Raw genomic sequence first — 22,874 nt, forward strand, 5'->3', positions numbered from 1 at the left:
AGGTGCCTCATGCAGCAGCAGTACACACTTCGTCACGCGAGGGAACTCGATGCCGCAGACCCGCTCAAGTCGTTTCGCGAGGAGTTCTACTTGCAGGAAGGCGTCGTCTACCTCGATGGCAATTCGCTTGGCCTGTTGTCGAAGCGCGCAGAGCAGACGACGCTGGCGCTGCTTGAGAGCTGGAAGCGATACGGGATCGACGGCTGGAGCCAGGGCGAGTACCCGTGGTTTGACCTGTCCGAGCGCCTTGGTGCAAAGATGGCGGCACTTGTTGGAGCTCGGCCGGATGAGGTGGTGGTGACAGGGTCGACTACGGTGAATCTGCACCAACTCGTTTCGACATTCTATCAGCCGACGCCTGGACGGGCCAAAATTGTCGCCGATGAGCTCGACTTTCCAACCGACATCTACGCCCTGCAAAGTCAGTTGCGGCTGCACGGTTACGACGCGGATGAGGACCTCGTCCGCGTCCACAGCGGTGACGGCCGGACGCTTGATGAAGACGACCTGATTGCTGCCATGACGGAGGATGTGGCGCTTGTTCTGTTGCCATCGGTGCTGTACCGCAGCGGCCAGTGGCTCGACTTGCCGCGGTTGACGAAGGCCGCGCACGAGCGCGGCATCCCGATTGGGTTTGACCTTTGTCACTCGGTCGGCGCACTGCCGCACGAGCTGTCGGCTTGGGACGTCGATTTCGCGTTTTGGTGCGACTACAAGTACCTCAATGGCGGACCGGGAGCGGTCGCTGGGCTCTACGTCAATCGCCGCCACTTTGACCTCGTGCCGGGCCTCGCAGGCTGGTTCGGTTCGGACAAGGCCGTGCAGTTTGACATGGAACACACCTTGCGCAAGGCGGCGCATGTCGGCGCCTATCAACTGGGCACGCCGCACGTCCTCAGTGCCGCCCCCATCATCGGGTCGCTCGAGATGTTTGAAGCGGCCGGGATCGAACAGGTTAGGGAGAAGTCGCTCAAGCTCACACGGTTCCTGATGGAGTTGATTGAGCAGGAGATCCCGAACGCCGACTTCACCATCGCCAACCCGCAGCACGACGGCGCGCGCGGCGGCCATGTAGCGCTCGTGCACACCGACGCAGCCCGCATCTGCAAGGCCCTGAAGGCGGTTGGAGTGGTGCCGGACTTCCGGTCGCCGGACATTGTTCGACTTGCACCGATTGCCCTCTACACCAGTTTCACCGACGTGTTCGAGGCTGTCCAGAGGCTGAAGCGCGTGATGGCGGAGAAGATGTACGAGCAGTTTGCGAATGAACGGGACGTGATCGCTTGAGTAAGGAGTGGATTGACGTCTCACAGCGCCTGACGAGGGGTGTTGCCACGTGGCCTGGAGACACGCCGTTTTCCTATGAACTTGCCTGGACGAAGGCCGACAGTGGGTCCGTCAACGTCGGGCGCGTCACGATGAGCATTCATACCGGGACGCATGTCGATGCCCCGTTTCACTTCGACGACGCTGGGCTTCGTGCAGCTGACCTTGACCTTACCGCCTTCATCGGGCCGGCGCGCGTGGTGCACCTTCCGCTCGGCGAAGACGGTGTACTTGGACCGGACGCGCTCTCGGCGTTCGACCTCACAGGGGTAACGCGGTTGTTGGTGCGCACCGACGCCTGGCGGGACAGAGCCAAGTTCCCGGAGCACATCCCACCGCTACATCCCGCTCTTGGGCCGTTTCTCGCTGCGCTTGGCGTCCGTTTGTTTGGCGTCGACTTACCGTCCGTCGATGTCCTCGACAGCAAGCCGCTGCCGACGCATCACGCGCTGACGGAGGAGGGCATCGCGATTGTCGAAGGACTGGTGCTTGACGACGTTGCGCCCGGTGACTACGAGTTCATCGCGCTGCCACTTGCGCTTGCCGATGCCGACGGCAGCCCGGTGCGCGCCGTGTTGCGGCCACTGTAGAGCCATCGCGAGTGTCATGCAGGAGCGACTGTCATCGAGACACTCACGATGGGGCCTTCATGCGCTCCCCTGTCGAACGCGCGCGCGGACGCAAAGCAAACGTCGTGCCGCCGAGGACGACACAGAGCACAATCAGCGCGATAAACGCGTGTTGGTAACTGCCGAGTACGTCCTTGATGTAACCGACAAGCATGGGGATGAGGCTGCTGAAGATATAGCCGCCAAACAACATCGCCGACGTCCAATCGTTCACGCGCTGTGGCGAGTCCGCCTCCGTGAACGGGAGGAGAAGTGTGAGTGGGAATAGACCGCCGATGCCAAGTCCGATAAAAACTGCCCCGACCCATGGTGTCAAGACCGTGGAGAAGAAGTTGAGCAGCACCAGGCCTGCGAGCAACACGAGGGCGTTGACCAAGAGCCAGCGGTCCGGGCGACCCGTCCTGTGGACCAGGATGGGAGTCAGCAAATTCGCCACCAGTTGGACAACGGAGTACACCGTCAACACAGCGCCGGAGACCGCAAGTGTTGAGCCGTTTTCGTGAACCAACGGCGCGAGCCACGTGCTAATCGCGTAGTAGAGCCCGGACTGCAGCCCGAAGACGAGCATCAACAGCCAGACACGCGGAACGCGCCAAGGCAGTTCGCGAAGCCGCACAGGCGTAACATTGGTTTCTAGGGCTGGAGCGTGACGGTGGACGGTCGGGATCCAAAAAACTAAAGCGATCACGGCGTATACGACCCACACTGCAAGAGCCGCGCGCCAGGAACCGTTGAAACCGCGCATGACAGGGACCACGAGGCCAGCACAAAGCGCAGAACCAATGCCCATCCCGACTGTGTACACGCCGACCATGGCAGCCGCACGGCTTTCGAAGTAGCGCTTGATGAAGGCGGAGACAAGTGGGCCCGCGACCGCCATGCCGACGCCAGCGAGGAACGCTGTGCCAAGCAGCGACCAGGCTGTATTCGTAAAGGCACGCAGGCCGATGGCCCCGCCGATCAGCACAATACAGGCGGTCAGGGTGCGTTCGACGCCAAAACGCGAGCCTGCGAGTGCGGCGAGCGGCGCGAAGATGCCCATGCACAGCACGGGGATAGACGTCAACCAACTCGTGACGAGGCCGTTCATACCGAGGTGGCTTGACACTGTGTCCAGCACCGGTGAGAGCGACGTAATGGCAGGTCGGAGGTTCATGGAGACGAGAAACAGCAACAGAATTAGAAACGACGCGCGATTCCACGCGCGTGGACGCCCGGGGGCGGGAAATGGTGAAGTCGACATGCCGAACCTCCAGCTGATAATTTCAGATGAGCCGAATCTATGCACAGTCTAGCAGAAAGTGAACTGTGACACGCATACCGTGTGGCGCGTGTGCGCACAATGAGCGCGATAGGGGGGCTCACAGATGAGTACCGATATGACGCTCGACAGACGGCGGGTGATGGAGCGCTCCTTTGAGGCCATCAGCCCGTTTGAGTTGAAGAATGAGTTGCTTGACCTCGCGCACCGACGCGATCGAAAGAGCGCACGGGTGCTGCTTGACGCGGGGCGAGGGAATCCGAATTGGATCGCGACCACTCCTCGCGAAGCATTCTTCGTCCTCGGTCAGTTTGCTCTCGACGAGAGTCACCTTGTGTGGTCGGACGGAGACCTCGGTGGCAAACCTGCGACGAAGGGTGTCGCAGACCGACTTCGCAGTTATACGCAGCGGCATGGCGAGGGCGGCCACGTTGGCGAAGGTGCGGCACTTTTACAGCGCATTGTCGACTACGGGATTGACCAGTGTGGATTTGATCCGGATGAGTGGGTCCATGAACTGGTCGACGGAATCATCGGCGACAACTACCCGACGCCTGACCGGATGCTGGTGCACGCCGAACGAATTGTGCACGACTACGTCATGCAGGAACTGTGCGCTGGCGAGTGCGAGGCGAAGTCTGGTCGGTTTCAGCTGTTTGCGGTGGAAGGCGCCACGGCGGCGATGTGCTACATCTTCGACACGTTTCAGGCGAATGGGTTGCTCGGGCGCGGCGACAAAATCGCCATCATGGTTCCCGTCTTTCCGCCGTACGTCGAGATCCCGGAACTCGACCGCTACGCCTTTGACGTTGTCGAGATTAAGGCATCTGGCCTCGACGCACAAGGGGAGCATACGTGGCAGTACCCGGACGAAGAGTTGGATAAACTGCGCGACTCCTCGATTCGCGCACTCTTTCTTGTCAACCCGAGCAACCCGCCGTCTGTGGCTCTAAGCCCCGAGAGCAGGCAGCGTTTGACGGATATCGTTCACCGTGACAATCCTCAACTGATGGTGATCACGGACGACGTCTACTCCACATTCGTCGATGATTTTCGTTCACTTATCGCAGACATCCCGTACAACACCATTGGGGTGTACTCGTTTTCCAAATACTTTGGCGTAACTGGATGGCGACTTGGCGTGATCGCGGTGGCAGAAGACAACGTCTTTGACGACCGCCTGGCGCATTTGCCAAAAGAGCAGCGTGATGAACTGAACAGGCGCTACAGTTCGCTCACCAGGCACCCGGAGCAGTTGAAGTTTATCGACCGCTTGGTCGCTGACAGTCGGCAGGTGGCGCTCAACCACACGGCGGGCCTGTCGACGCCGCAGCAAGTGCAAATGACCCTCTTCTCCGCGTTCGCGCTGCTCGACCGCGAGGATGTGTACAAGCAGCAGACGCAGGCGATCTGCCGGCGGCGCATGCGGCTCTTGTACGAAGGACTGGAACTTCCTGAGCCAGCGCTGTCGTACTGTGCGGACTACTACACGGAGTTTGACTTGGCCGAGTGGTCGAATCGGCATTACGGTGAGGCGTTCACGGAGTACCTTCAGGACCACTACGAACCGGTTGACATCCTGTTTCGCCTCGCGGAAACGTCTTCGATCGTGCTCCTGAACGGCGGCGGCTTCCACGGACCGACTTGGTCGATTCGGGTGTCACTCGCGAATCTCGCCGACGACGCCTACACGCGCATCGGACAGGAGTTGCACAATTCGCTTAAGAAGTACGTCTCGGAGTGGCAGGGGAGCAAGTAACAGTGCCACGGCGCGGCAGCGCTGCTGGGAGGCTGGCTGAACCTTGCCGCCCGCTATGTGTCGATCTCGATCACATAGCCGAGTCCTACCGCCGGCTATGTGTCGGTTTCGATCACATAGCCGAGCCTTGCGCGCCGCTATGTGTCGATTTCGATCACATAGCCGAGTCCTGCCGCCCGCCATGTGTCGATTTCGATCACATAGCCGAGCCTCGCTGCCGGCTATGTGTCGGTTTCGATCACATAGCCGAGTCCTACCGCCAGCTATGTGTCGGTTTCGATCACATAGCCGAGCCTTGCGCGCCGCTATGTGTCGATTTCGATCACATAGCCGAGCGGTCGCACCAGCTATGTGTCGGTTTCGATCACATAGCCGAGCCTTGCGCGCCGCTATGTGTCGATTTCGATCACATAGCCGAGCCTTACCGCCGGCTATGTGTCGGTTTCGATCACATAGCCGAGTCCTGCCGCCCGCCATGTGTCGATTTCGATCACATAGCCGAGCCTTGCCGCCACCTATGTGTCGATTTCGATCACATAGCCGAGTCCTACCGCCGGCTATGTGTCGGTTTCGATCACATAGCCGAGTCCTGCCGCCCGCCATGTGTCGATTTCGATCACATAGCCGAGTCCTGCCGCCCGCCATGTGTCGGTTTCGATCACATAGCCGAGCCTTGCCGCCAGCTATGTGTCGATTTCGATCACACAGCCGAGCCTCGCCGCCAGCTATGTGTCGATTTCGATCACACAGCCGAGCCTCGCCGCTAGCTATGTGTCGATTTCGATCACATAGCCGAGCCTGACGCGCCGCTATGTGTCGATTTCGATCACATAGCCGAGCCTCGCCGCCAGCTATGTGTCGATTTCGATCACATAGCCGAGCCTCGCCGCCAGCTATGTGTCGATTTCGATCACACAGCCGAGCCTCGCCGCCAGCTATGTGTCGATTTCGATCACACAGCCGAGCCTCGCCGCCAGCTATGTGTCGGTCTCGATCCTGAAATCCCTCCCCCGAAATGAATGTGAAAAATGTCGCTAACACGGATAAGTTAAGACACCGTGACTAGCGACATTTTATCAAGTAGAGGTACAGCAGGTTGGCTCAGCATGCGGGTGCACCGCAGGGCCCCTACACAGCCTGGCACGCAGGCAGTCCACCCGCACTCAAGGTATAGCTGATTAGGCTTGTGTAGCCTGAATGTCGAAGGAGATCTTCACTTGGTCGCTGACCAATACGCCGCCTGCTTCGAGTGCAACGTTCCAGCTCAGGTTCCAGTCTTTGCGGCTGATTTTCGTCTCACCCGTGAAGCCGGCCTTCTGATTGCCCCATGGGTCCTTGTAGGTCCCCTCGTAGGTCACGTCGAACGTTGCCGGGTGAGTCACATCACGGATGGTCAAGTCGCCGGTGATGGCGTACTCGTTTCCACCCTTCGCCTCAATTTTGGTGGACTTAAACGTCATCGTCGGGTATTTCTCAGCGTCGAAAAAGTCACCAGACCGCAGGTGGTTGTCGCGATCGGCGTTGCGGGTATCGACTGATGCCGTATCAATCGTAAAGTTGATATCAGCGTCTGCCAGGTTCTCCGGGTCGGCGTTGACATCTGCGGTAAAGGCTGTGAACTGTCCGCGCACCGTCGTAACCATCATGTGCTTGATTGAGAAGTCGATGCTGCTGTGAGCTGGGTCAACGGTCCATTTAGCGTTTGCCATTGTAAGAGTATCCTCCCTTTAAGTATGTTACATTACGTTATCTACTTCTAAATGTATAGTGTGCACTAAGCTAGTATCCTCTTTACACTTACTATTGTCAAGTGGCTAATCAACAAAATGCGGAGTATCCGCGTGTTTTCGTCCTCCTCGACGTTGAACTCCAGCGATGCTACGATGATCGCATCATCTACTGTATCAGGGGGGGGAAGTATGGCGAGAATTGATGGGCCGTTGCAGGCACTATCCGGCCAGTGGGTAAAGCTTGTTCCGCTATCTGTCGACCACATAGACGCGATTTATGAGGCCGGTCGACACGAACTAATTTGGGACTACATGTTCGACCGCATTCACACACGAGACGATGCGGTTGCGTATGTGGAAAATGCGTTGAGTAATCGCGATGTGGGGACAGAGTTGCCGCTCGTCAACGTAGAATTGGCGACCGGTCGCGTGGTCGGAAGCACGAGGCTGTTTGACTACTCGCCAGTTCACCGCCAGGTGGAAATTGGTCACACGTGGCTCACTCCATCGGTCTGGAGGTCGGCCATCAACACGGAGTCGAAGCTTTTGCTTCTAAAGTACTGCTTCGAGGAACTCAAGTTACTGCGTGTGCAACTGAAGACAGACGGGCGCAATGTCCGTTCTCAGACGGCCATTGCGCGCCTTGGTGCTAAACAGGAGGGCGTGCTGCGCAAACATCGGTTGCTACCGGACGGTTACATCCGTGACACCGTTATGTTTAGCATCCTGGATGACGAGTGGCCAAGTGTGCGTGATCGTCTACAGGGATTGCTGTCCGCACATTGATTGAGGAGAACTCACGGACGCTGCGCACGCATCGAACGGCGGTAGCGATACTGCGACCACTGGAAACGAATGAAGCAGCCGATGCAGAATCCGAGAATCGCGACAAACGCCGCGGCGGCAACAAGTGCGGAGAAGATGTCCGCGATCCACATCCAACCAAGGGTGTACGCGATTAGGCTGATGACCAGACACGTGATGGCGATGACTTGGTTAAACTGCTGTTGATCACGGTCTTCTTGCGCGTACTCCTTCGGCGCTTTGCGCAAAAACAGTTTTGCGAAGCGCATGATGGGATTAAAACCTGTCACGAGTCCGAGCAGTCCTGCCACAAGCGGCACAGCGAGAATCCAGTAGAGTCCAGTCACCCATGTGGTGACAACGGATGCCACGATGAACCACTGGTTCGTTCGTACCAATGGGCGGGGAATAGAAAACACCACAGTTGGCCCAGGAGCAGGCGTTGTCTGCACATGGGCAGACGCAGTGTTAGATACGTTGGTTTTACTCACGCTAAATCACACCTATCATATCGGAATTATGAGTATTACACCGTCATAATACCGCACGTTCGTGAATTTGCCAAGGAGAAGTCGACATAAAAAAGCCGTCGGCGGACATTCACCGACGGCCGTACCAGTTCTAATTGACGCTCGTGCTACGCATTAATGCTCGTGCTACGCATTAACGCTCGTGCTACGCATTGACGCTCGTGCTACGCATTGACGCTCGTGCTACATACTGCGCGTGTTTCCGGTCTTCGATACCGGCTCCTCTGGCTCATCGCCAGACAGCGCACTCTCCATTTTCTTGTGCAAAGCCCGGTAGGCAAAGTAGCCCGCGACCAAGATGAGCACTGCAGGGATAATCGCTAGCTTCCAGTGGGCCACAACAAACGACAGAGCCCGCCCAATCAGTGTTCCGGCGGCTAGAAAGCTCGCGGTCCAGAGAATGGAAGACAGGAAGATAACCGGGACAAAAATTCGCAGTTTGACCTTGTTTATTCCGGCGATATAGGGTATCACGTCTCGCACAACCGCAATGTAGCGGGAAAGGGCTAGGGTGAGAATCATTTGCCGCTCAAACAGCCGCTCACTCTGGCGCAGCCGCGCTTCGGTGAGAAACACGTACTTGCCGTACTTCAACACAATCGGTCGGCCCAGAAAGCGGCCAATCGCGTACGCAATCATCGCGCCGGTGAACGTGCCCAGGCTCGTAGCCGCCAACAGCGGGAGAAAGTGAAAGTGCGACGAACCGTTTTTCCACAGGATTCCAACCGTTGTAAGCGTCGTCTCACCTGGAACAATTAAAATGATGTACTCCAACGCGAGCATGACGAACATACCGGTGTAGCCGTACACTTGAACCCAGTGCATAAAGTTCATTGTTCGCCATCCTTGTCTGTAGCATAGTTTGTCTGTTAATTCTCTAACGGCAGTGTCATTGTAGCATGCACTCCTGTAATAGATGTGAAGACAATGTTCAAAGTTCACCGTGAAGGCCAATGGCCGGATATTTCCGTTTGGGCGGATATTTCCGTTTGGCCGGATATTTCTCTTGCCTGCCACAGTATAATGGTGATTGGCGCGAGCAGCCGAAGCGCTCGCTGCCCTGAGGAGGAACAACCCATGAGTGCGGCGTACGACGTTGTGATTGTCGGTGCGGGCCCAGCTGGACTCTACGCGGCTTACGAATTCACGCGCAAGGCTCCGGAGCTGAAAGTGCTCCTAATCGATAAAGGTATGGAAGCGAAATACCGCCACTGTCCCATCATGGAGGGTAAGACAGACAAGTGCCCGCCGGCGAACAAAATCAAGGACTACGCCAGTTGTTGGCCTGCCTGTGGCATCATCAACGGAGCAGGTGGAGCGGGCAGCTTCAGCGATGGCAAGTTTAACATCACATCCGAATTCGGTGGCTTTCTGACAGATTACCTGCCACCGTCAAAGGTACTCGAACTGATCCGGTATGTAGACGACATCAACCTTGCCCATGACGCACCTCAGACGATCACGGACCCGACTACAGAGGCAGTCGCCGCGATTGAACGGCGCGCCATGGGGGCAGGGTTGAAACTGCTGCGCGCCCAAGTGCGTCACATCGGCACAGACCGTAACCTTGAACTCATGAACAGCATCTTTAAATACCTCGATCAACACATCGAAATGCGCTTTCGGACATTTGTGGAAGACCTAATTACAGAAAACGGTGAGATCCGCGGCGTCACCGTTCGCGGCGGGGACACGATTTACACCAAACGGCTGCTTCTCGCGCCAGGGCGGGACGGCGCGACTTGGCTGTCGGAGTTGTTCCGGAGACACAAATTAAAGATGAGCAACAACCAGGTCGACATCGGCGTGCGGGTCGAGACCTCGAACGTGATCATGAAAGAGATTAACGAACACCTGTACGAAGGTAAGTTTATCTTCAACTCGCCTTCGACCGGGCTGCGGGTGCGCACCTTTTGCAGTAACCCGTCCGGTCACGTCGTGGTGGAAAATCATACCGGGATTATGGCTGTGAACGGACACGCTTACAAAGACCCAGCGCTTGGCACGCAAAACACCAACTTTGCGCTGCTCGTGAGCCACCGATTCACCGAACCGTTTGACCGGCCAAACGAGTTTGCCCGACAAATCTGCGCCCATGCAAATGCCCTCTCCGACGGGTCCATTATGGTGCAGAAGTACGGAGATATTCTCAAGGGGCGGCGCAGTACGCCGGCGCGAATTCAGGAAGGGTTTGTTGAGCCAACGCTGAAGGAGGCGGTTCCCGGTGACCTCGGTCTGGTACTGCCCTACAAGACGATGGTAGCTTTGCAGGAAATGGTCGAAGCACTCGATCACGTAACGCCAGGCATCGCGAGCGAACACACGCTGTTCTACGGCGTCGAAGCGAAGTTCTACGCTTCCCGTGCGGACGTGGACGACAAGCTTCAGACGCGGGTGGGCGGTCTGTACTGTGCGGGTGACGGGCCGGGAATTTCTCGCGGGATCTCGCAGGCAGCAAGCAGTGGCGTGTACGCAGCGAGAAACATCATCAGTGAACTCAACTAAGTGACGTGGTTTGCGCGAACAGTCAGGGCTTGCGGTGGAATGCCGCAAGCCCATTTTCATGGTCGGGATTTTGTGCTTTGCAGATGCTCTTCTCAGCGGGCGAACTCAGAGGCGGCTTTGATGCCTGGAATGTAGGTGAGCAACTGCTCGACGTCTGTGTGGGCACTTGCAAACAGCATCAGCCACATATCGTCGTGTGCAGGCAGGAACGACATGACGCCTTCCTGCGCGTCGACGTGAAAGCGAACAGCGTGTAGGGTGCCCATTTTGTCGCACAGTTTCTCTGTGGCTTGGTAGTAAGTGGCGAGAGATGCGACGAACGCCGGGTCATAGGCGTGATCGGCGGCAGCCAACACACCGTGATGAAAGGCAACCCACCCGAGAATACGCTGGTCGTCCGACAGCCGGTTGAAAGCGGCAATCCATGCGTCGCGCACCGTTCCCTCGAGCTTCAGGTCTTCGACATGGAAGCTGTAGCTTGGTTTACTGACCACTCTCAGCGGGGAACTGTCTGCTGGTTCAGGGATTGGTCGCGGTTGGCCAGGACTTGAGTCGGGTGCCGTGTTACTTGGGCCTTGCAGGTCCTGGCGCACGAGTTCGGCGAGTTCTAATAAGTCCGGCTCGCGCCGCGTGGACACTGTCGTCTCGTCGACAGGTCGCTGTCGGGTGGCCTCTCCCATTTGCGCAGGAATGTCGGGCGCTTCACCCCTACGTTGGGTTGCAAGCAGACCCAAGACGCGCTCCATCAAAGCGTCAAGGTCCGTATCTTCCATTGGCACGTGCTTGAACAGCGAAGCCACGTTCTCTGCGTCCGCTGCGGCCTTGAGTTGGGTTTCGGTCGCACGCTCGGTCGCACGTGCGGCGGAGCGCTCGGTCGTTCGCTGGGCGGCTCGTTCGGCAGGTGCAGCTCGAGGCGGTCCGTACATCGCTATCAGTTCGTCAATCGCTCTGGTCAACATACCGTCGAGTTCTTCCGGACTCGGCAGTGGCACACCGACCGCTTTCACTGTGTCCGGGTGTTCCGCTGAAGCTTGGCGCCCAGCAACCGTTTCAAGCAATTTTTCCATCCGCTCGTCAAGGTCGGACGTAGCAGGAGACGAGTGCCTCACCCGGTCGAGCTCGAGTTGTGCCAAGCGATTAATCATGCGTGCCAGTTCAGCGCTTTGGGCCTGGTCTACATCACTCATGGTGCGCTCGCCTCCTTTAGCCCTGTGGTTTGAGCTTCTCTTCCTGAATGGCTTCGAGTAACGTTAGGGCTCGCTCGAGTTTCCGGCGGTCTTCAGCAGAAGCGCCTGGTTTCGCTGCGTCACGGGCCTTCCACGCGGCGAGCACGCCGAGCAATTGGAGGTCACGCAAGACCGCTGCGTGACCGTCTTCAACTCTCGCGACCGGAGTCGTTTCTTCCTCATAGACAAAGTGTCGGCCGCGGAACAACGACGCAATGGCGGCGGCCAGCGACAATCCAAACGAGATCCAAAACGCCTCTGCCAACCCCTTCATGAAGGGGGCGCCAATGAGGTGAGGGAAGAACGTCTTTCCGAGTAGCAGTTTGTAACTCGCTGCCGGCAACGCCGCAAGCGCCGCTACCGGAATCATGTGCGCCATCGGGTTGTAGCCGAGCAGCGCCGAGAACAGCGCCATCGTCGGCGGGAGTGACGCCGCTTGTTTGACAACTGCGGCAGGTAGGCCCTGCGCGGTCAAACCAGTGGTCAGAGCGTGTGGCAGATGTGCTGCGAGTCCGGCGATCACGATGCTGAAAAACACACCCATGCTCATCATCTGACCGGCATTCATAAACGTCGCGCGCATGCCAGATGCAGCGCCGCGAAAGCGGGGGGGCACCGAGTTCATGATCGATGCGCTGTTTGGCGAAGCGAACAGGCCCATGCCACAGCCAATGATGAACAGGTACACTGCAAACGGCCAGTAGTGGAAGTTGAATGGCAAGGTTAAGAGCAGGAGAAAGCCAATCGCGCTGACGACCATGCCGCCTGTGGCAAACAGGCGAGCGCCAAAGCGGTCCGACAGATAGCCGCTGATGGGACCCGCCAACAGGAAGCCAACCATTTGTGGCAGCGTATCGATGCCGGCCCGCAGAGGTGTGTTCGTGTACGATACTCCGTGCAGAGGCAACCAGATGCCTTGCAACCAGATAATCAACATAAACTGCAAACCACCGCGGGCCAGAGCTCCAAAAAAACTGCTCATGTTGCCAAACGCGAACGCGCGAATCCTGAATAGGTGCATGTAGAACATCGGGTCTTCGACGATATTCTCAATCCATACGAACAGGAGTAACATCACGACGCCGACGACGAGCGACGTGATCACAAATGGACTGTGCCAACCCATGGTGTACTTCTTGTACGGCATGATGCCATATGTGAGCCCGAGCATGATGCCGGTAATGCCGAGACCCAGCGTAATGTTGCCCCAGAAATCTATCTTGTGCCGCTCAGGGCGGGTGGTCAATTCACGCAGTGCGACGTACGCCCAGACGGTTCCGATAATTCCGATTGGAACGTTGACGAGAAAAATCCAGCGCCAGTGCCCTGTGGCAGCGAGCAAGCCGCCAACGACTAGACCGATGACGCCACCGCCGACCCCGGCGATTTGGTTGAGGCCAAGTGCCAGCCCACGCTGGTTGCCAGGGAAAGCGTCTGTCAGGATGGCAGCGCTGTTGGAAAACAGAAATGCACCACCGACACCTTGGACGATACGGAAAATAATCAGTTCAACTTCGCCGTTCAAACCTTTACTCCACGTCAGCGAGCACAAAATTGAGCCGATAGTGAAAATCAGAAACCCCAAGTTGTACAGTCGGACGCGCCCGAACAGGTCGGACAACCGCCCGAACGTCACGAGCAGTACCGTCGTGGCGACGTTAAAGCCAAGCAGCACCCACAACAGGAGACCGGTCTGTCCACCTTGCAACGGATTCACCTGGATGCCCTTGAAAATAACAGGCAGTGCAATGATGAGGATGGTCCCGTTGATGGCGGCCATCAAGATACCTAACGTTGTGTTTGAGAGCGCAATCCACTTGTACGCAGTGCCGCGCCTCGAGATTGACGCAGTTGCCAACAGTACCACTCCCTTTGTCTGTTTTGAAACAAAACTAGGTCACGCCATCCACAAATTTCCCACAGAAGATCTTAACAAACATATACATCTTACGTCAACGTTACATTTATCGTTTCCGGGAAATTTACTGCGTCTGGAAATGGACGTTCACGTGAGAGTCATGCTATAATGTCGCCGCAAATCCTCAGGCATTGGAGGCCCGTCTACGACATGGGCAAAGAACAGGACACGGAGCACCTCGACGACGACAGGTTGTCGTTTACTGTTGAGGAAGTCGTTAAAGAGCTAGGTGTGACACCGCGGACCTTGCATTACTACGAGGAAGTGGGCCTTGTCGAACCTGCGTCTCGGACTGCAGGCGGACACCGCCTGTATGACCATGCCGGGGTAGAGAAACTGCGGCGCATCCTGCGGCTAAAGGAGTCACTTGGCTACTCCTTGCAGGAGATTAAGTCGGTCCTCGATCACGAACGCGTGCTTGACGAGATCAGAGCGACTTGGCACACTCAGGAGATGACCGACGAACAGCGCCAGCAGTTGCTGGATGAGTCTGTTCGCCGTATTGAAGAGGTTCTCGGTAACATCGATGAAAAGCTGAAACGACTGAAGACGATCCGTAAAGGGTTCTCCGATCGCTTGCAACGCATCAGGGACTTCCAGGAACAACAGGTGAAGTTTTGATGGATTGCACACAACGCCTACATGAAGAAAGGGATGAAGACATGTCAGTAAAAACGGAATGGGTGCGTTATGGCGCTGACAACCAGTACCTCGGCTTTGCAGCTGTGCTGGAAAACGCGAAGACACCGCTGCCAGCCGTCATTGTGATTCAGGAGATTTGGAGTGTCGACGAGCACATTCAGGATGTCACGACCCGTTTTGCCGAGGCAGGATACGTCGCCTTTGCGCCTGACCTGTACGCTGTGAACGGTGAACGGCCGGAAACCCTGCGGACAGAGCGCATTGGGTTGGTGAAACAGTTCCTCAACTCTGTACCGCCGTCAGTCTGGCACAACGCCGACGACCGTGCAGCGGCGCTTGCGAAGTTGCCGGAGGAAGAACAAAAGGCCATTGGCGAGACATTTTCGACACTGTTTGGCGGCCTGCAGATGGACCGCTACATGCCGCAAGTCACGGCGACTTCAGCCTTTTTACGCGAGACCTACGAACCGAGCAAAGGACAAGGTGTCGCCTCTGTTGGCTACTGCATGGGCGGCAGCCTGTCCGCTCTGCTGTCGGCGAGTGACCCAGACCTGCGTGGCGCAGCCGTCTATTACGGTAGCGTATTGCCGGATGAAGCTGGGATCGACCGAATTACTTGCCCCGTGCGCGCTTTTTACGGGGAAGACGACGTCCGTCTCATCCCGGCCATCCAGACGTTCGAAGAGAACATGCGCAAAGCAGGCAAATCTGTGGAAGTTGACATTTACAAGGGCGCGAATCACGCCTTCTTCAATGATGGTCGTCCATCGTATGAGGTGAATGCGGCCCGTGACGCGCTCGCCAAGACACTGTCCTTCTTCAACGAAGTGTTGGGTCAGACGTCGAAGTAGGGCTGACGTGAACAGTCAGTTAGGCAACAACAGTGGGGCAGGAGTGAACCGATCGGTTCACCTGCCCTGTTTTGCCTGTGTACTCTGCCAATTCATTAGACGCGGCATGCATTTGGCAACAAATCCTGATACACTAAAACGAGGAGGCTGATACAGATGGAACGACATCAAGTGATGATTCTCGGCACCGGACCAGCAGGTCTGACTGCAGCGATATACGCCGCTCGAGCAAACCTGAAGCCAGTGGTTGTAGAAGGTAATGAACCTGGTGGGCAGTTGACACTGACAACCGAAATCGAAAATTTCCCGGGCTTCCCGGATGCTATCATGGGTCCAGAGCTAATGGACAACATGCGCAAACAAGCCGAGCGTTTTGGAGCGACGTTTGTGCATGGCTGGGCGACGGCAGCAGACTTGTCCAAACGTCCATTTCGAGTGACGGTAAACGACGAAGATGAGTACGAGGCGGAAGCATTGATTATTTCTACAGGCGCATCCGCCAAAATGCTCGGCATCGCAGGCGAGTCAGAGTTGATTGGACGTGGCGTTTCAACGTGCGCCACGTGTGATGGGTTCTTCTTCCGTAATCGGCCGATTTTGGTGGTTGGCGGTGGAGACTCAGCTATGGAAGAAGCGACCTTCCTGACCAAATTCGCCAGTGAGGTCACGATTGTGCATCGTCGAAACGAGCTGCGGGCGTCAAAAGTGATGCAAGAGCGTGCTCGCAACAATCCGAAAATCAAATGGGCGCTGAACGTCACGCCGGTTTCGGTGCAGTCGCAGGACGGCAAAGTCTCTGCCCTCGAGGTCAAGGACAATGAGACTGGGGAAACGCGCACGCTTCCGACGGAAGGCCTGTTCGTAGCAATCGGTCACCAGCCCAACACCACCTTCTTAAATGGGCAGGTTGAATTGGATAGTGTTGGCTATATCAAGACGCAGGGCGTCTCCTCAGCGACGACTGTCGAAGGGGTCTTTGCGTGTGGTGACGTCATGGACCCACACTATCGCCAAGCCATTACGGCTGCAGGCAGTGGCTGCAAAGCTGCGATGGACGTGGAGAAGTTCCTCGAGGGTTCGAGTTCCCACGACTGGTCGATGTCTTCTGCAGGTGCGCACTGACCCGTTCATGCGTGACGTGATTGGTCTGGCGTACAAGTCGTATAACCGTGCAAAATCGTTTGTTGAAGGCAAGCCTGATCGCGAAATTCGTCACCCCGAGTGGACGCGTCTCCTCCTCGACCAGTTCGACCGTCCGGATGACACGCGCAACGTCATGGTGACAGGCAGCAAAGGGAAGGGGTCGCACGCGATTCTACTCGCAGCTATTCTGCAGCGGGCAGGGCTTCGCGTCGGCCTCTTTACTGGGCCACATTTAGTAGACTTCATGGAGCGGTTCCGAGTCGATGGCACCCCAATTCCGGAATCAGACTTTGCGCGTCTGATGAGGCAAGTGTCGCAAGTCTCAGAGACCCTGCCAGTGCCAGAAGGACAGTACATAGGCCCTGTCGGCTTGTTGGCCGTCGTCGCCGCACTGTGGTTTCGTGAACAATCGACAGACGTGAACGTCTACGAATGCGGACGCGGCGCGCTGCATGACGACGTCAACCAAGTCCTGCATGCAGTGGCCGTTGTGTCACCGATTTTTCTCGAACACGCCCGAGAGTTAGGACCCACATTGGCCGACGTCGCTCGCGAGAAGGCGGGAGTGGTGACTGACGCGACCAAATTTGTCGTCAGTCACCAGCAGACGAGTGACGTGTTGACCGCACTGCACGCTGCCTGTCTGCGACACGGCACACGCCTCGAAATTGTCGAAGCTGAAGGCTTGCAGGCGCCTAGGGTGTATTTGCCTGGCCCTGGTAGCCGGGCCGTCGACGTCGAGCTGCCAAGCGGGGGCCCTTACCTGGCTGTAAACGCAGAAGTGGCCGCGGCGGGGGCGACCGCCGTATTCGAGGTGTGGCCGGAACTAGCAAGGCGAGTGCCAACTCCAATTGACCTGCGGCAGTTACAACTACCTGGTCGTATGCAAGTCGTCCGAGAAAGGCCTCTCACTGTAGTCGACGGCACCATTCACCGTGACTCTGCGCGCTTTGTCGCCGCGTGGCTAAACAATTGGCTTGTTCGTCATGCAGACCGCCAGGTTGGACTGGTGTTCGGGCTTCCGGCGGACAAGGATGTGACGGGAGTACTTGAGGTGCTGTGCCCGTTGGCCTCATTTGTCGTCGTGGCCAAGGCGAGAAACCCACACCTGCACTTCGATGCAGGCGTGGCTTCCGTTTCGCGCACCTTCCTCGCGGACGTAGAGGAGTGTACGGACATTGGTGACGCCGTGCGGGCTGCAGACAGGCGGTTGGGCGATGACGACCTCTTGTTGGTGCTTGGTACCCAGTCGTTCGTCGGAGATGCTTTGCTTTATTTTGCTGCGCCCACACAGTCGCTGTGGACGGTGAGTCAACCGGGAGGGGTAGTGCGGTGAGTTGGCAACTGGTGATGCTGGCACTTGCTCTGGCACTCAATAACAGCATCGCCGCGATTGCGCTTGGTTCGGCAGGAATCAGCCGCAAGCGGCAGTTCGCTACCGCCGTGTTGTTTGCCTTGTTTGAGGCGCTTATGCCGGTGCTAGGCGTTGCACTGGGTGAAGGGGCTGCGCGTCTCATTGGTGCCCCAGCTCGCTACGCGGGCATCGTTGTTTTGGTCGGTGCAGGCGTGTACTCACTACTTCAGATGCGGACCGACAGCCACTCTGAGACGAAGCACGACCTTTCCGGATTTCGCCTTGTCGTTCTTAGCGTTGCGATGAGTTTGGACAACCTGACGGTTGGCTTTGGGCTTGGCATGTTCCATGTTTCCCTGGTCGAATCAGCCTTCGTCTTCGGTGCAGTCAGTCTCGTGATGACGTTTGTTGGACTTGAACTCGGTCGCTGGATTGGCCGCGCCGTCCGCCTCTCCACGGACTTGTTGACAGGTTTAGTGCTGATTGCTACCGCCGGATTGATGTTGTTTCGCTGACCGTGGTACTCCTTTGAATCCCCGGCACGCCAATTGGCACCTGCCCATATACTACTCGCGTCAGACCGATGTAAAGGGGCGGGTGCAGTGGAGTCAAAGTACTGGAGTGCACATCTGGAGGATGCGTTAGCGGGGAGAGTCGACAAGCCGCGGATCGGCGGGCTGACGATGGTCATTGACAAAGGATTGCCGATCACGATGATGCGCGACTTGTTTCAACTTGCATCTGGCTACATTGATTACTGGAAGTTTGGATTTGCGAGCGCCAGCGTCTGTCCACCGGAGCGGATCATGGATAAGGTCATGTTGTGCCAAGAGTACGAGATTGAAGCTTACCCGGGCGGAACTTCGCTGGAAATCGCATACGTTCAAGGGCGCTGGCGTGACTACCTTGCCGCCCTGCAAGAGGCTGGACTCAAAGTGGTAGAGGTGTCGGATGGCACAGTGAACATGCCACTGCGGACACGCCGCGAAATCATCCGCACGGCTCGCAAGATGGGTTTCACTGTGTTGTCCGAAGTCGGCAAGAAAATCCCCGGAACATTTTTGCCAGTGTCTGAACAGGCGCAGATTATCCACGGCGATTTAAACAGCGGAGCCAATTACATCGTGGTAGAGGGACGTGAAGCCGGCAAAGGAATTGGCGTTTACGATTCAGATGGCAACGTTCGCACAGAGGACGTTGATGCTCTGCTGCATACGGTGGGACCGCTCTGCACGCGGCTCATCTGGGAAGCCCCACTTGCGAAGCAACAGGTATTTTACATCAATCACATGGGCAATCAGGTCAACCTCGGGAACGTGGCGCCACTCGACATCGTGACGCTGGAGGCCACTCGGCGAGGCCTTCGCAGCGACACGCTGCGCCCAACGCTGAGCGGCGAATACGCCATGGCGGATGCCGTCGGAGAAGCGCGACGGATGCAAAATGGCGAAAATCCTTCTAACAGCTCATTTTCGCTGCGGCGTCGCAAAGGAAACCAGGGGGGCGACGGAATTACTTTGTGGACTCCGTCGGGGTGACCATACCGGGCCGACCAAACGTTCGGGAGTCGGTGCTCCCGTTGGCGTGTGAGACTGCGCTCTCGCGCGCCCCGCTTAGGAAGACAAGCTGTGTCAAAGCTGCGTCAAGAAGCTCCAAAATGCGTCAAAATACTGTCCGACGTTTGTGCAGCCCAATCACGGTTAGTATAATGAAAGCGGATGGGACTTTGCAGGGCGGCGTCGCGGGGGCAAGACCTGAATGGGAATGCAGCACTGGAGAGGGAGGGAACTCTTTTGGCCAAAGACACTGGGTTCGTCGCAGGTTTGGAGGATGTGGTTGCCAACACGTCTGAAATTTGCTTTGTCGACGGCAAAGAAGGCCGACTGCTATACCATGGATTTGATATTCACGATTTGATCAACGGACATGCCAGTTTCGAAGAGGTCGTGTATCTGTTGTGGCATGGTACCTTACCTACGCGTTCTGAACTGAACGACCTGCGCAAGGACCTTGCTGACAACCGGGCACTGCACCCGACGGTATTATCGTTCCTGCATGAAGTCCCGACTGACGCAAACGCTATGGCGGTACTTAGAACAGCCGTGTCATACGCTGCACTGTACGACCAGGATGACGGCGACGAGTCGCGCGAGGCAAACGTTCGCAAGGCGATTCGCCTGGTTGCACAGGTTCCTACGATTGTCACCACATTTGAACGAATTCGCCAGGGACTGGACCCGATTGAGCCCAACCCAGAGTTGAGCGCAGCGGCCAGCTTCTTTTATTTACTGCGCGGTGAGGCCCCCGATGAGTTCACCGAGCAGGCGTTTAACACGGCACTTATTCTTCATGCAGACCACGAACTGAACGCGTCGACGTTCTCAGCGCGCGTCACGGCCGGCACGTTGTCGGACATGTACTCCGCGATTACTTCAGCCATCGGCACGCTCAAAGGCCCCCTGCACGGCGGCGCCAATGAGCAGGTCATGAAAATGTTGTTGGAAATCAACGATGCTTCAAAGTCACATGACTTCATTACCAACGCGTTGGCTGAACACAGGAAAATCATGGGCTTCGGACACCGTGTGTACAGGACCGACGACCCGCGTGCTACGCACTTACGCCGTTTGAGCAAAGAGGCTGGAGAACGCGCAGGCCAGACAAAGTGGTATGAAATGTCGCAGGTCATCGAGAAGGAAGTTATGGCCCAGAAGGGACTATATCCCAACGTCGACTTCTACTCTGCGTCGACGTACTACGCTATCGGCTTGCCGACCCACCTCTTTACGCCGATCTTCGCCTGTAGTCGGACCGCGGGCTGGACTGCGCACGTGTTGGAGCAGTATGCGAACAACCGCCTGATTCGGCCACGGGCGGAGTACACAGGTCCAACGCACGTCGCGTTTCAACCGTTGGATGAGCGGTAAGCAGCAGGCTTTGCAATCGACTGTTCGAGATGGAACATGTAGCAGAATGTAACAGGTGTACTGCCTCCGTGGGCGGGGACAATAACGCCCATAAGGAGGTGATACCACATGGCGCAAGGACAAAAACGTAATCAGCCAGTGGTGACAAGTGCAGCAAAGGCTCTCGATCAACTGAAGTACGAGGTTGCTTCTGAACTGGGCATCTCGACCCCTCAGGATGGCTACTGGGGCACGATGGCAACGCGTGACACCGGTGCGATTGGTGGACACATCACTCGTAAACTGGTGGCCTTGGCGGAACAGCAACTGGCTGGCCGCTCCTAATTGAATCGCGAGTCGGGTATTGAATAGGGAAGGGCCCTGTCTCAGACAGGGCCCTTCCTGTATTGTACGCCCGGCATGGGCAGCGTGCGCCTCTCCTTCATACGATGTGCTGTCAAGAGCGGTCCCCGATTCCATCGGGTCACCGCATCTCCACATCGGGAAGGAGGAGCAGCCCGTGCAACAGATCTGGATGAACGTGTTAGACCGTGCTGTGCTGGTCTTGTTGCAACTCGTCATCATTTCACTATTGGTTTTGCTTCACCGCAGTATGCCAATGCTGAAGCGGTGGCTGGACAGCCACACGACGCTCAAGGAGCGCCAGGTGCTTGGGCAAATTGGCCGTGAGGCATTCCGTTATGCTGAGGCGGCATTCTCGACGTCATCGGGACAGGAAAGGCTCAGTCATGCGCTCAGTTACGCGAGCACAGTGGCCAGTCGTCAGGGGCTACATTTGTCGGAGTCTGAACTCCGCGCAGCGATTGAGCAGGCCGTATCGGAGGCAAAACAATTGAACACAAAGAGCAGTGGCCCAAGCCCCGGGCAAAGCGCTTAAAAAGAAACGCGCTTTCGTGTCAGAACGACAAAGTGCCTCAGAGGAAGGTTCCTCTGAGACACTTTGTTCGTTGGTTAGTTACTCGCGCAATCAGTGAATGGCGTTTGACGTGTCCGTCGGGACAGAAATCTTGCTCAGGGCATCCCCTGCCTCATTGATGTGAATATCCACCGTTGCCAAATCACCAATTGCGCAGATTCCACAGAGTTTGCCGTTCGCATCAACAACAGGCAACCTCCGGATCTGGTGTTGCGCCATCAGGTCGGCGGCTTCGTGCGCATCCGTGTCCGGCTTGACTGTCACAACCTCACGCGACATCACGTCGCGGCACGTCGCATTCTGCTTTCCGTTCCCAACAACTTGAATCGCGATGTCGCGGTCGGTTACCATGCCCGTGACGTGTTCTTGTTCATCACAGACCGGAACGGATCCGCAGTTAACCTGCGCCATAATCTGCGCTGCACGTTGCACCGGTTCACTGTCACGAACACATTGGACGTCTTTCGTCATCAGGTCTTGGATTTTCATCGGTTCGCCCCCTTTGACCTTGTCGCATTTGACCGCACGCAGGGTTTCCCCCGCGCGTTAGTATGCGCAGGCAGGGACGGGATATGAAGGACTCAGGCAATGTGGCGCCGCCATTCATTGACATCATGGACAGCGACATACATGCCCCAGAGTCCGCAGACGATGTGTACAACCACCTCGAGTGGCTCCGCTGTCCCAAGCACAGATTGTGGCCAAGCCAAACCCCAGATGCCCCAGAGCAGGAGTCCGACCCCGACCAGTGTCGCACTGACGGTAGACGTGCGTGTTCGGCGCCTTGCCGCGCTCATGCCGGCGAGACCGACACTCAGGTTGAGGATTGTTTCGGGTCCAGTCAGTACAGCGTATGTTGCCAGGTGTTGAACGAACAAGCCGGCAATACCGAGAGCAAAAAACAACCAGCCGACGAGGCGATCATAGGTCCGCGCGTACATAGGGTGTCCTCCTATCTTTCATTCCATGGATATGAGGCAGTTGGACGAACTATGAACTGCATAGCGTCGGTGATTTATCACATCCTAACGGTGTGTCACAGTCCAAGGGATTGGAGGTGTCGGCAATGGCAGACGAATCGAGGACAGAACCGGGCAAAGACGTTCCGTTGTGGCGGGAGACACCGCTCGATCACTGGTCGAAGGACATCGACCCTGCCATGATGGCGGGGGATGAGTGGGCCAGCCTTAGTGCTCAGGAAGACCCTGGTGCACAGCGAATTGCAGAAGGGCAAGGCGGCACTCAGGTTGGTGCCCAGTTCATGCACCCGCAGCACGACACCACGTATGGCCTAGAGGACGATGTGTTCACTTCGGAAGGCGAAGGGTAAATCGCAAAGGAGGCACGACACCG

The 22,874-nt window shown here is 57.0% G+C and carries 23 protein-coding genes; 15 read left to right on the forward strand and 8 right to left on the reverse strand.

Annotated elements, in window-relative coordinates:
- The first annotated feature begins 9 nt into the window (after nucleotides 1-9).
- Both kynU and kynB read left to right on the forward strand, forming a co-directional pair.
- Nucleotides 10-1,287 carry a kynureninase gene (gene kynU / locus JC200_RS16755; protein WP_274432831.1) on the forward strand — a complete coding sequence of 426 codons (1,278 nt, stop codon included), beginning with the start codon at nucleotides 10-12 and terminating at the stop codon, nucleotides 1,285-1,287.
- Nucleotides 1,284-1,916, forward strand: a complete 633-nt coding sequence (kynB, locus tag JC200_RS16760; RefSeq protein WP_274432832.1) for an arylformamidase — start codon at nucleotides 1,284-1,286, stop codon at nucleotides 1,914-1,916. Before kynU ends, kynB begins: the two co-directional genes overlap by 4 nt.
- Before the next feature lie 43 nt (nucleotides 1,917-1,959).
- Here the strand turns inward: kynB and JC200_RS16765 are convergent, their stop codons facing one another.
- The gene (locus JC200_RS16765; protein WP_274432833.1) at nucleotides 1,960-3,198 is read right to left on the reverse strand and encodes an MFS transporter; all 1,239 of its coding nucleotides are present in this window, start codon (nucleotides 3,196-3,198) and stop codon (nucleotides 1,960-1,962) included.
- Between the two features lie 124 nt (nucleotides 3,199-3,322).
- On the opposite strand from JC200_RS16765, the gene aspD reads away from it, so the two are divergent.
- The gene (gene aspD, locus JC200_RS16770; RefSeq protein ID WP_274432834.1) at nucleotides 3,323-4,975 is read left to right on the forward strand and encodes an aspartate 4-decarboxylase; all 1,653 of its coding nucleotides are present in this window, start codon (nucleotides 3,323-3,325) and stop codon (nucleotides 4,973-4,975) included.
- Between the two features lie 1,178 nt (nucleotides 4,976-6,153).
- Here aspD and JC200_RS16775 read toward each other — a convergent pair.
- Nucleotides 6,154-6,684, reverse strand: coding sequence for a YceI family protein (locus JC200_RS16775; RefSeq protein ID WP_274432835.1), 531 nt, complete (start codon nucleotides 6,682-6,684; stop codon nucleotides 6,154-6,156).
- A 210-nt stretch (nucleotides 6,685-6,894) separates the two neighbouring features.
- Here JC200_RS16775 and JC200_RS16780 point away from each other — a divergent pair, with 210 nt between their 5' ends.
- Nucleotides 6,895-7,491, forward strand: coding sequence for a GNAT family N-acetyltransferase (locus JC200_RS16780; RefSeq protein WP_274432836.1), 597 nt, complete (start codon nucleotides 6,895-6,897; stop codon nucleotides 7,489-7,491).
- An 11-nt stretch (nucleotides 7,492-7,502) separates the two neighbouring features.
- On the opposite strand, the gene JC200_RS16785 is transcribed toward JC200_RS16780, so the two are convergent.
- Nucleotides 7,503-7,931: a DUF4395 domain-containing protein gene (locus JC200_RS16785; RefSeq protein WP_274436578.1), complete on the reverse strand. Its 429-nt coding sequence runs from the start codon at nucleotides 7,929-7,931 to the stop codon at nucleotides 7,503-7,505.
- 291 nt (nucleotides 7,932-8,222) lie between these two features.
- Nucleotides 8,223-8,873 (reverse strand): DedA family protein, encoded by a 651-nt coding sequence (locus JC200_RS16790; protein ID WP_274432837.1) that lies wholly within the window; start codon nucleotides 8,871-8,873, stop codon nucleotides 8,223-8,225.
- A gap of 243 nt (nucleotides 8,874-9,116) precedes the next feature.
- On the opposite strand from JC200_RS16790, the gene JC200_RS16795 reads away from it, so the two are divergent.
- Nucleotides 9,117-10,544, forward strand: coding sequence for an NAD(P)/FAD-dependent oxidoreductase (locus JC200_RS16795; protein WP_274432838.1), 1,428 nt, complete (start codon nucleotides 9,117-9,119; stop codon nucleotides 10,542-10,544).
- A 92-nt stretch (nucleotides 10,545-10,636) separates the two neighbouring features.
- Here JC200_RS16795 and JC200_RS16800 read toward each other — a convergent pair whose 3' ends face one another.
- Complete coding sequence (locus JC200_RS16800) at nucleotides 10,637-11,731, reverse strand: hypothetical protein (protein ID WP_274432839.1); 1,095 nt, start codon at nucleotides 11,729-11,731, stop codon at nucleotides 10,637-10,639.
- Nucleotides 11,732-11,747: 16 nt separating this feature from the next.
- Complete coding sequence (locus JC200_RS16805) at nucleotides 11,748-13,628, reverse strand: MFS transporter (RefSeq protein WP_274432840.1); 1,881 nt, start codon at nucleotides 13,626-13,628, stop codon at nucleotides 11,748-11,750.
- Nucleotides 13,629-13,838: 210 nt separating this feature from the next.
- Here JC200_RS16805 and JC200_RS16810 point away from each other — a divergent pair, with 210 nt between their 5' ends.
- From JC200_RS16810 to JC200_RS16850, 9 genes are all read left to right on the forward strand, one after another.
- Nucleotides 13,839-14,309 (forward strand): MerR family transcriptional regulator, encoded by a 471-nt coding sequence (locus JC200_RS16810; protein WP_274432842.1) that lies wholly within the window; start codon nucleotides 13,839-13,841, stop codon nucleotides 14,307-14,309.
- A 41-nt stretch (nucleotides 14,310-14,350) separates the two neighbouring features.
- Nucleotides 14,351-15,181, forward strand: coding sequence for a dienelactone hydrolase family protein (locus JC200_RS16815; protein ID WP_274432845.1), 831 nt, complete (start codon nucleotides 14,351-14,353; stop codon nucleotides 15,179-15,181).
- Between the two features lie 156 nt (nucleotides 15,182-15,337).
- Nucleotides 15,338-16,303 carry a thioredoxin-disulfide reductase gene (trxB, locus tag JC200_RS16820; protein WP_274432846.1) on the forward strand — a complete coding sequence of 322 codons (966 nt, stop codon included), beginning with the start codon at nucleotides 15,338-15,340 and terminating at the stop codon, nucleotides 16,301-16,303.
- Nucleotides 16,293-17,660 carry a glutamate ligase domain-containing protein gene (locus tag JC200_RS16825; protein WP_274432847.1) on the forward strand — a complete coding sequence of 456 codons (1,368 nt, stop codon included), beginning with the start codon at nucleotides 16,293-16,295 and terminating at the stop codon, nucleotides 17,658-17,660. The genes trxB and JC200_RS16825 overlap by 11 nt, the downstream gene beginning before the upstream one ends.
- Nucleotides 17,657-18,193, forward strand: coding sequence for a manganese efflux pump MntP (locus tag JC200_RS16830; RefSeq protein ID WP_274432849.1), 537 nt, complete (start codon nucleotides 17,657-17,659; stop codon nucleotides 18,191-18,193). The genes JC200_RS16825 and JC200_RS16830 overlap by 4 nt, the downstream gene beginning before the upstream one ends.
- A gap of 87 nt (nucleotides 18,194-18,280) precedes the next feature.
- Complete coding sequence (locus tag JC200_RS16835; protein WP_274432851.1) at nucleotides 18,281-19,216, forward strand: phosphosulfolactate synthase; 936 nt, start codon at nucleotides 18,281-18,283, stop codon at nucleotides 19,214-19,216.
- Between the two features lie 255 nt (nucleotides 19,217-19,471).
- A complete protein-coding gene (locus JC200_RS16840; RefSeq protein ID WP_274432852.1) occupies nucleotides 19,472-20,605 on the forward strand; it encodes a citrate synthase in 1,134 nt (377 codons plus the stop codon).
- Nucleotides 20,606-20,713: 108 nt separating this feature from the next.
- Complete coding sequence (locus tag JC200_RS16845; RefSeq protein WP_274432854.1) at nucleotides 20,714-20,929, forward strand: alpha/beta-type small acid-soluble spore protein; 216 nt, start codon at nucleotides 20,714-20,716, stop codon at nucleotides 20,927-20,929.
- 175 nt (nucleotides 20,930-21,104) lie between these two features.
- On the forward strand, nucleotides 21,105-21,482 hold the full coding sequence (locus JC200_RS16850) for a phage holin, LLH family (protein WP_274432856.1): 378 nt from the start codon (nucleotides 21,105-21,107) through the stop codon (nucleotides 21,480-21,482).
- Between the two features lie 90 nt (nucleotides 21,483-21,572).
- On the opposite strand, the gene JC200_RS16855 is transcribed toward JC200_RS16850, so the two are convergent.
- Nucleotides 21,573-22,010, reverse strand: a complete 438-nt coding sequence (locus JC200_RS16855; protein ID WP_274432857.1) for a CBS domain-containing protein — start codon at nucleotides 22,008-22,010, stop codon at nucleotides 21,573-21,575.
- Nucleotides 22,011-22,102: 92 nt separating this feature from the next.
- On the reverse strand, nucleotides 22,103-22,462 hold the full coding sequence (locus tag JC200_RS16860) for a hypothetical protein (RefSeq protein WP_274432858.1): 360 nt from the start codon (nucleotides 22,460-22,462) through the stop codon (nucleotides 22,103-22,105).
- Nucleotides 22,463-22,587: 125 nt separating this feature from the next.
- Here JC200_RS16860 and JC200_RS16865 point away from each other — a divergent pair, with 125 nt between their 5' ends.
- Nucleotides 22,588-22,851 carry a DUF3905 domain-containing protein gene (locus JC200_RS16865; protein ID WP_274432859.1) on the forward strand — a complete coding sequence of 88 codons (264 nt, stop codon included), beginning with the start codon at nucleotides 22,588-22,590 and terminating at the stop codon, nucleotides 22,849-22,851.
- Nucleotides 22,852-22,874: the final 23 nt, after the last annotated feature.

It is taken from the genome of Alicyclobacillus sp. ALC3, from assembly GCF_028751195.1.
Classification (GTDB): domain Bacteria; phylum Bacillota; class Bacilli; order Alicyclobacillales; family Alicyclobacillaceae; genus Alicyclobacillus_L.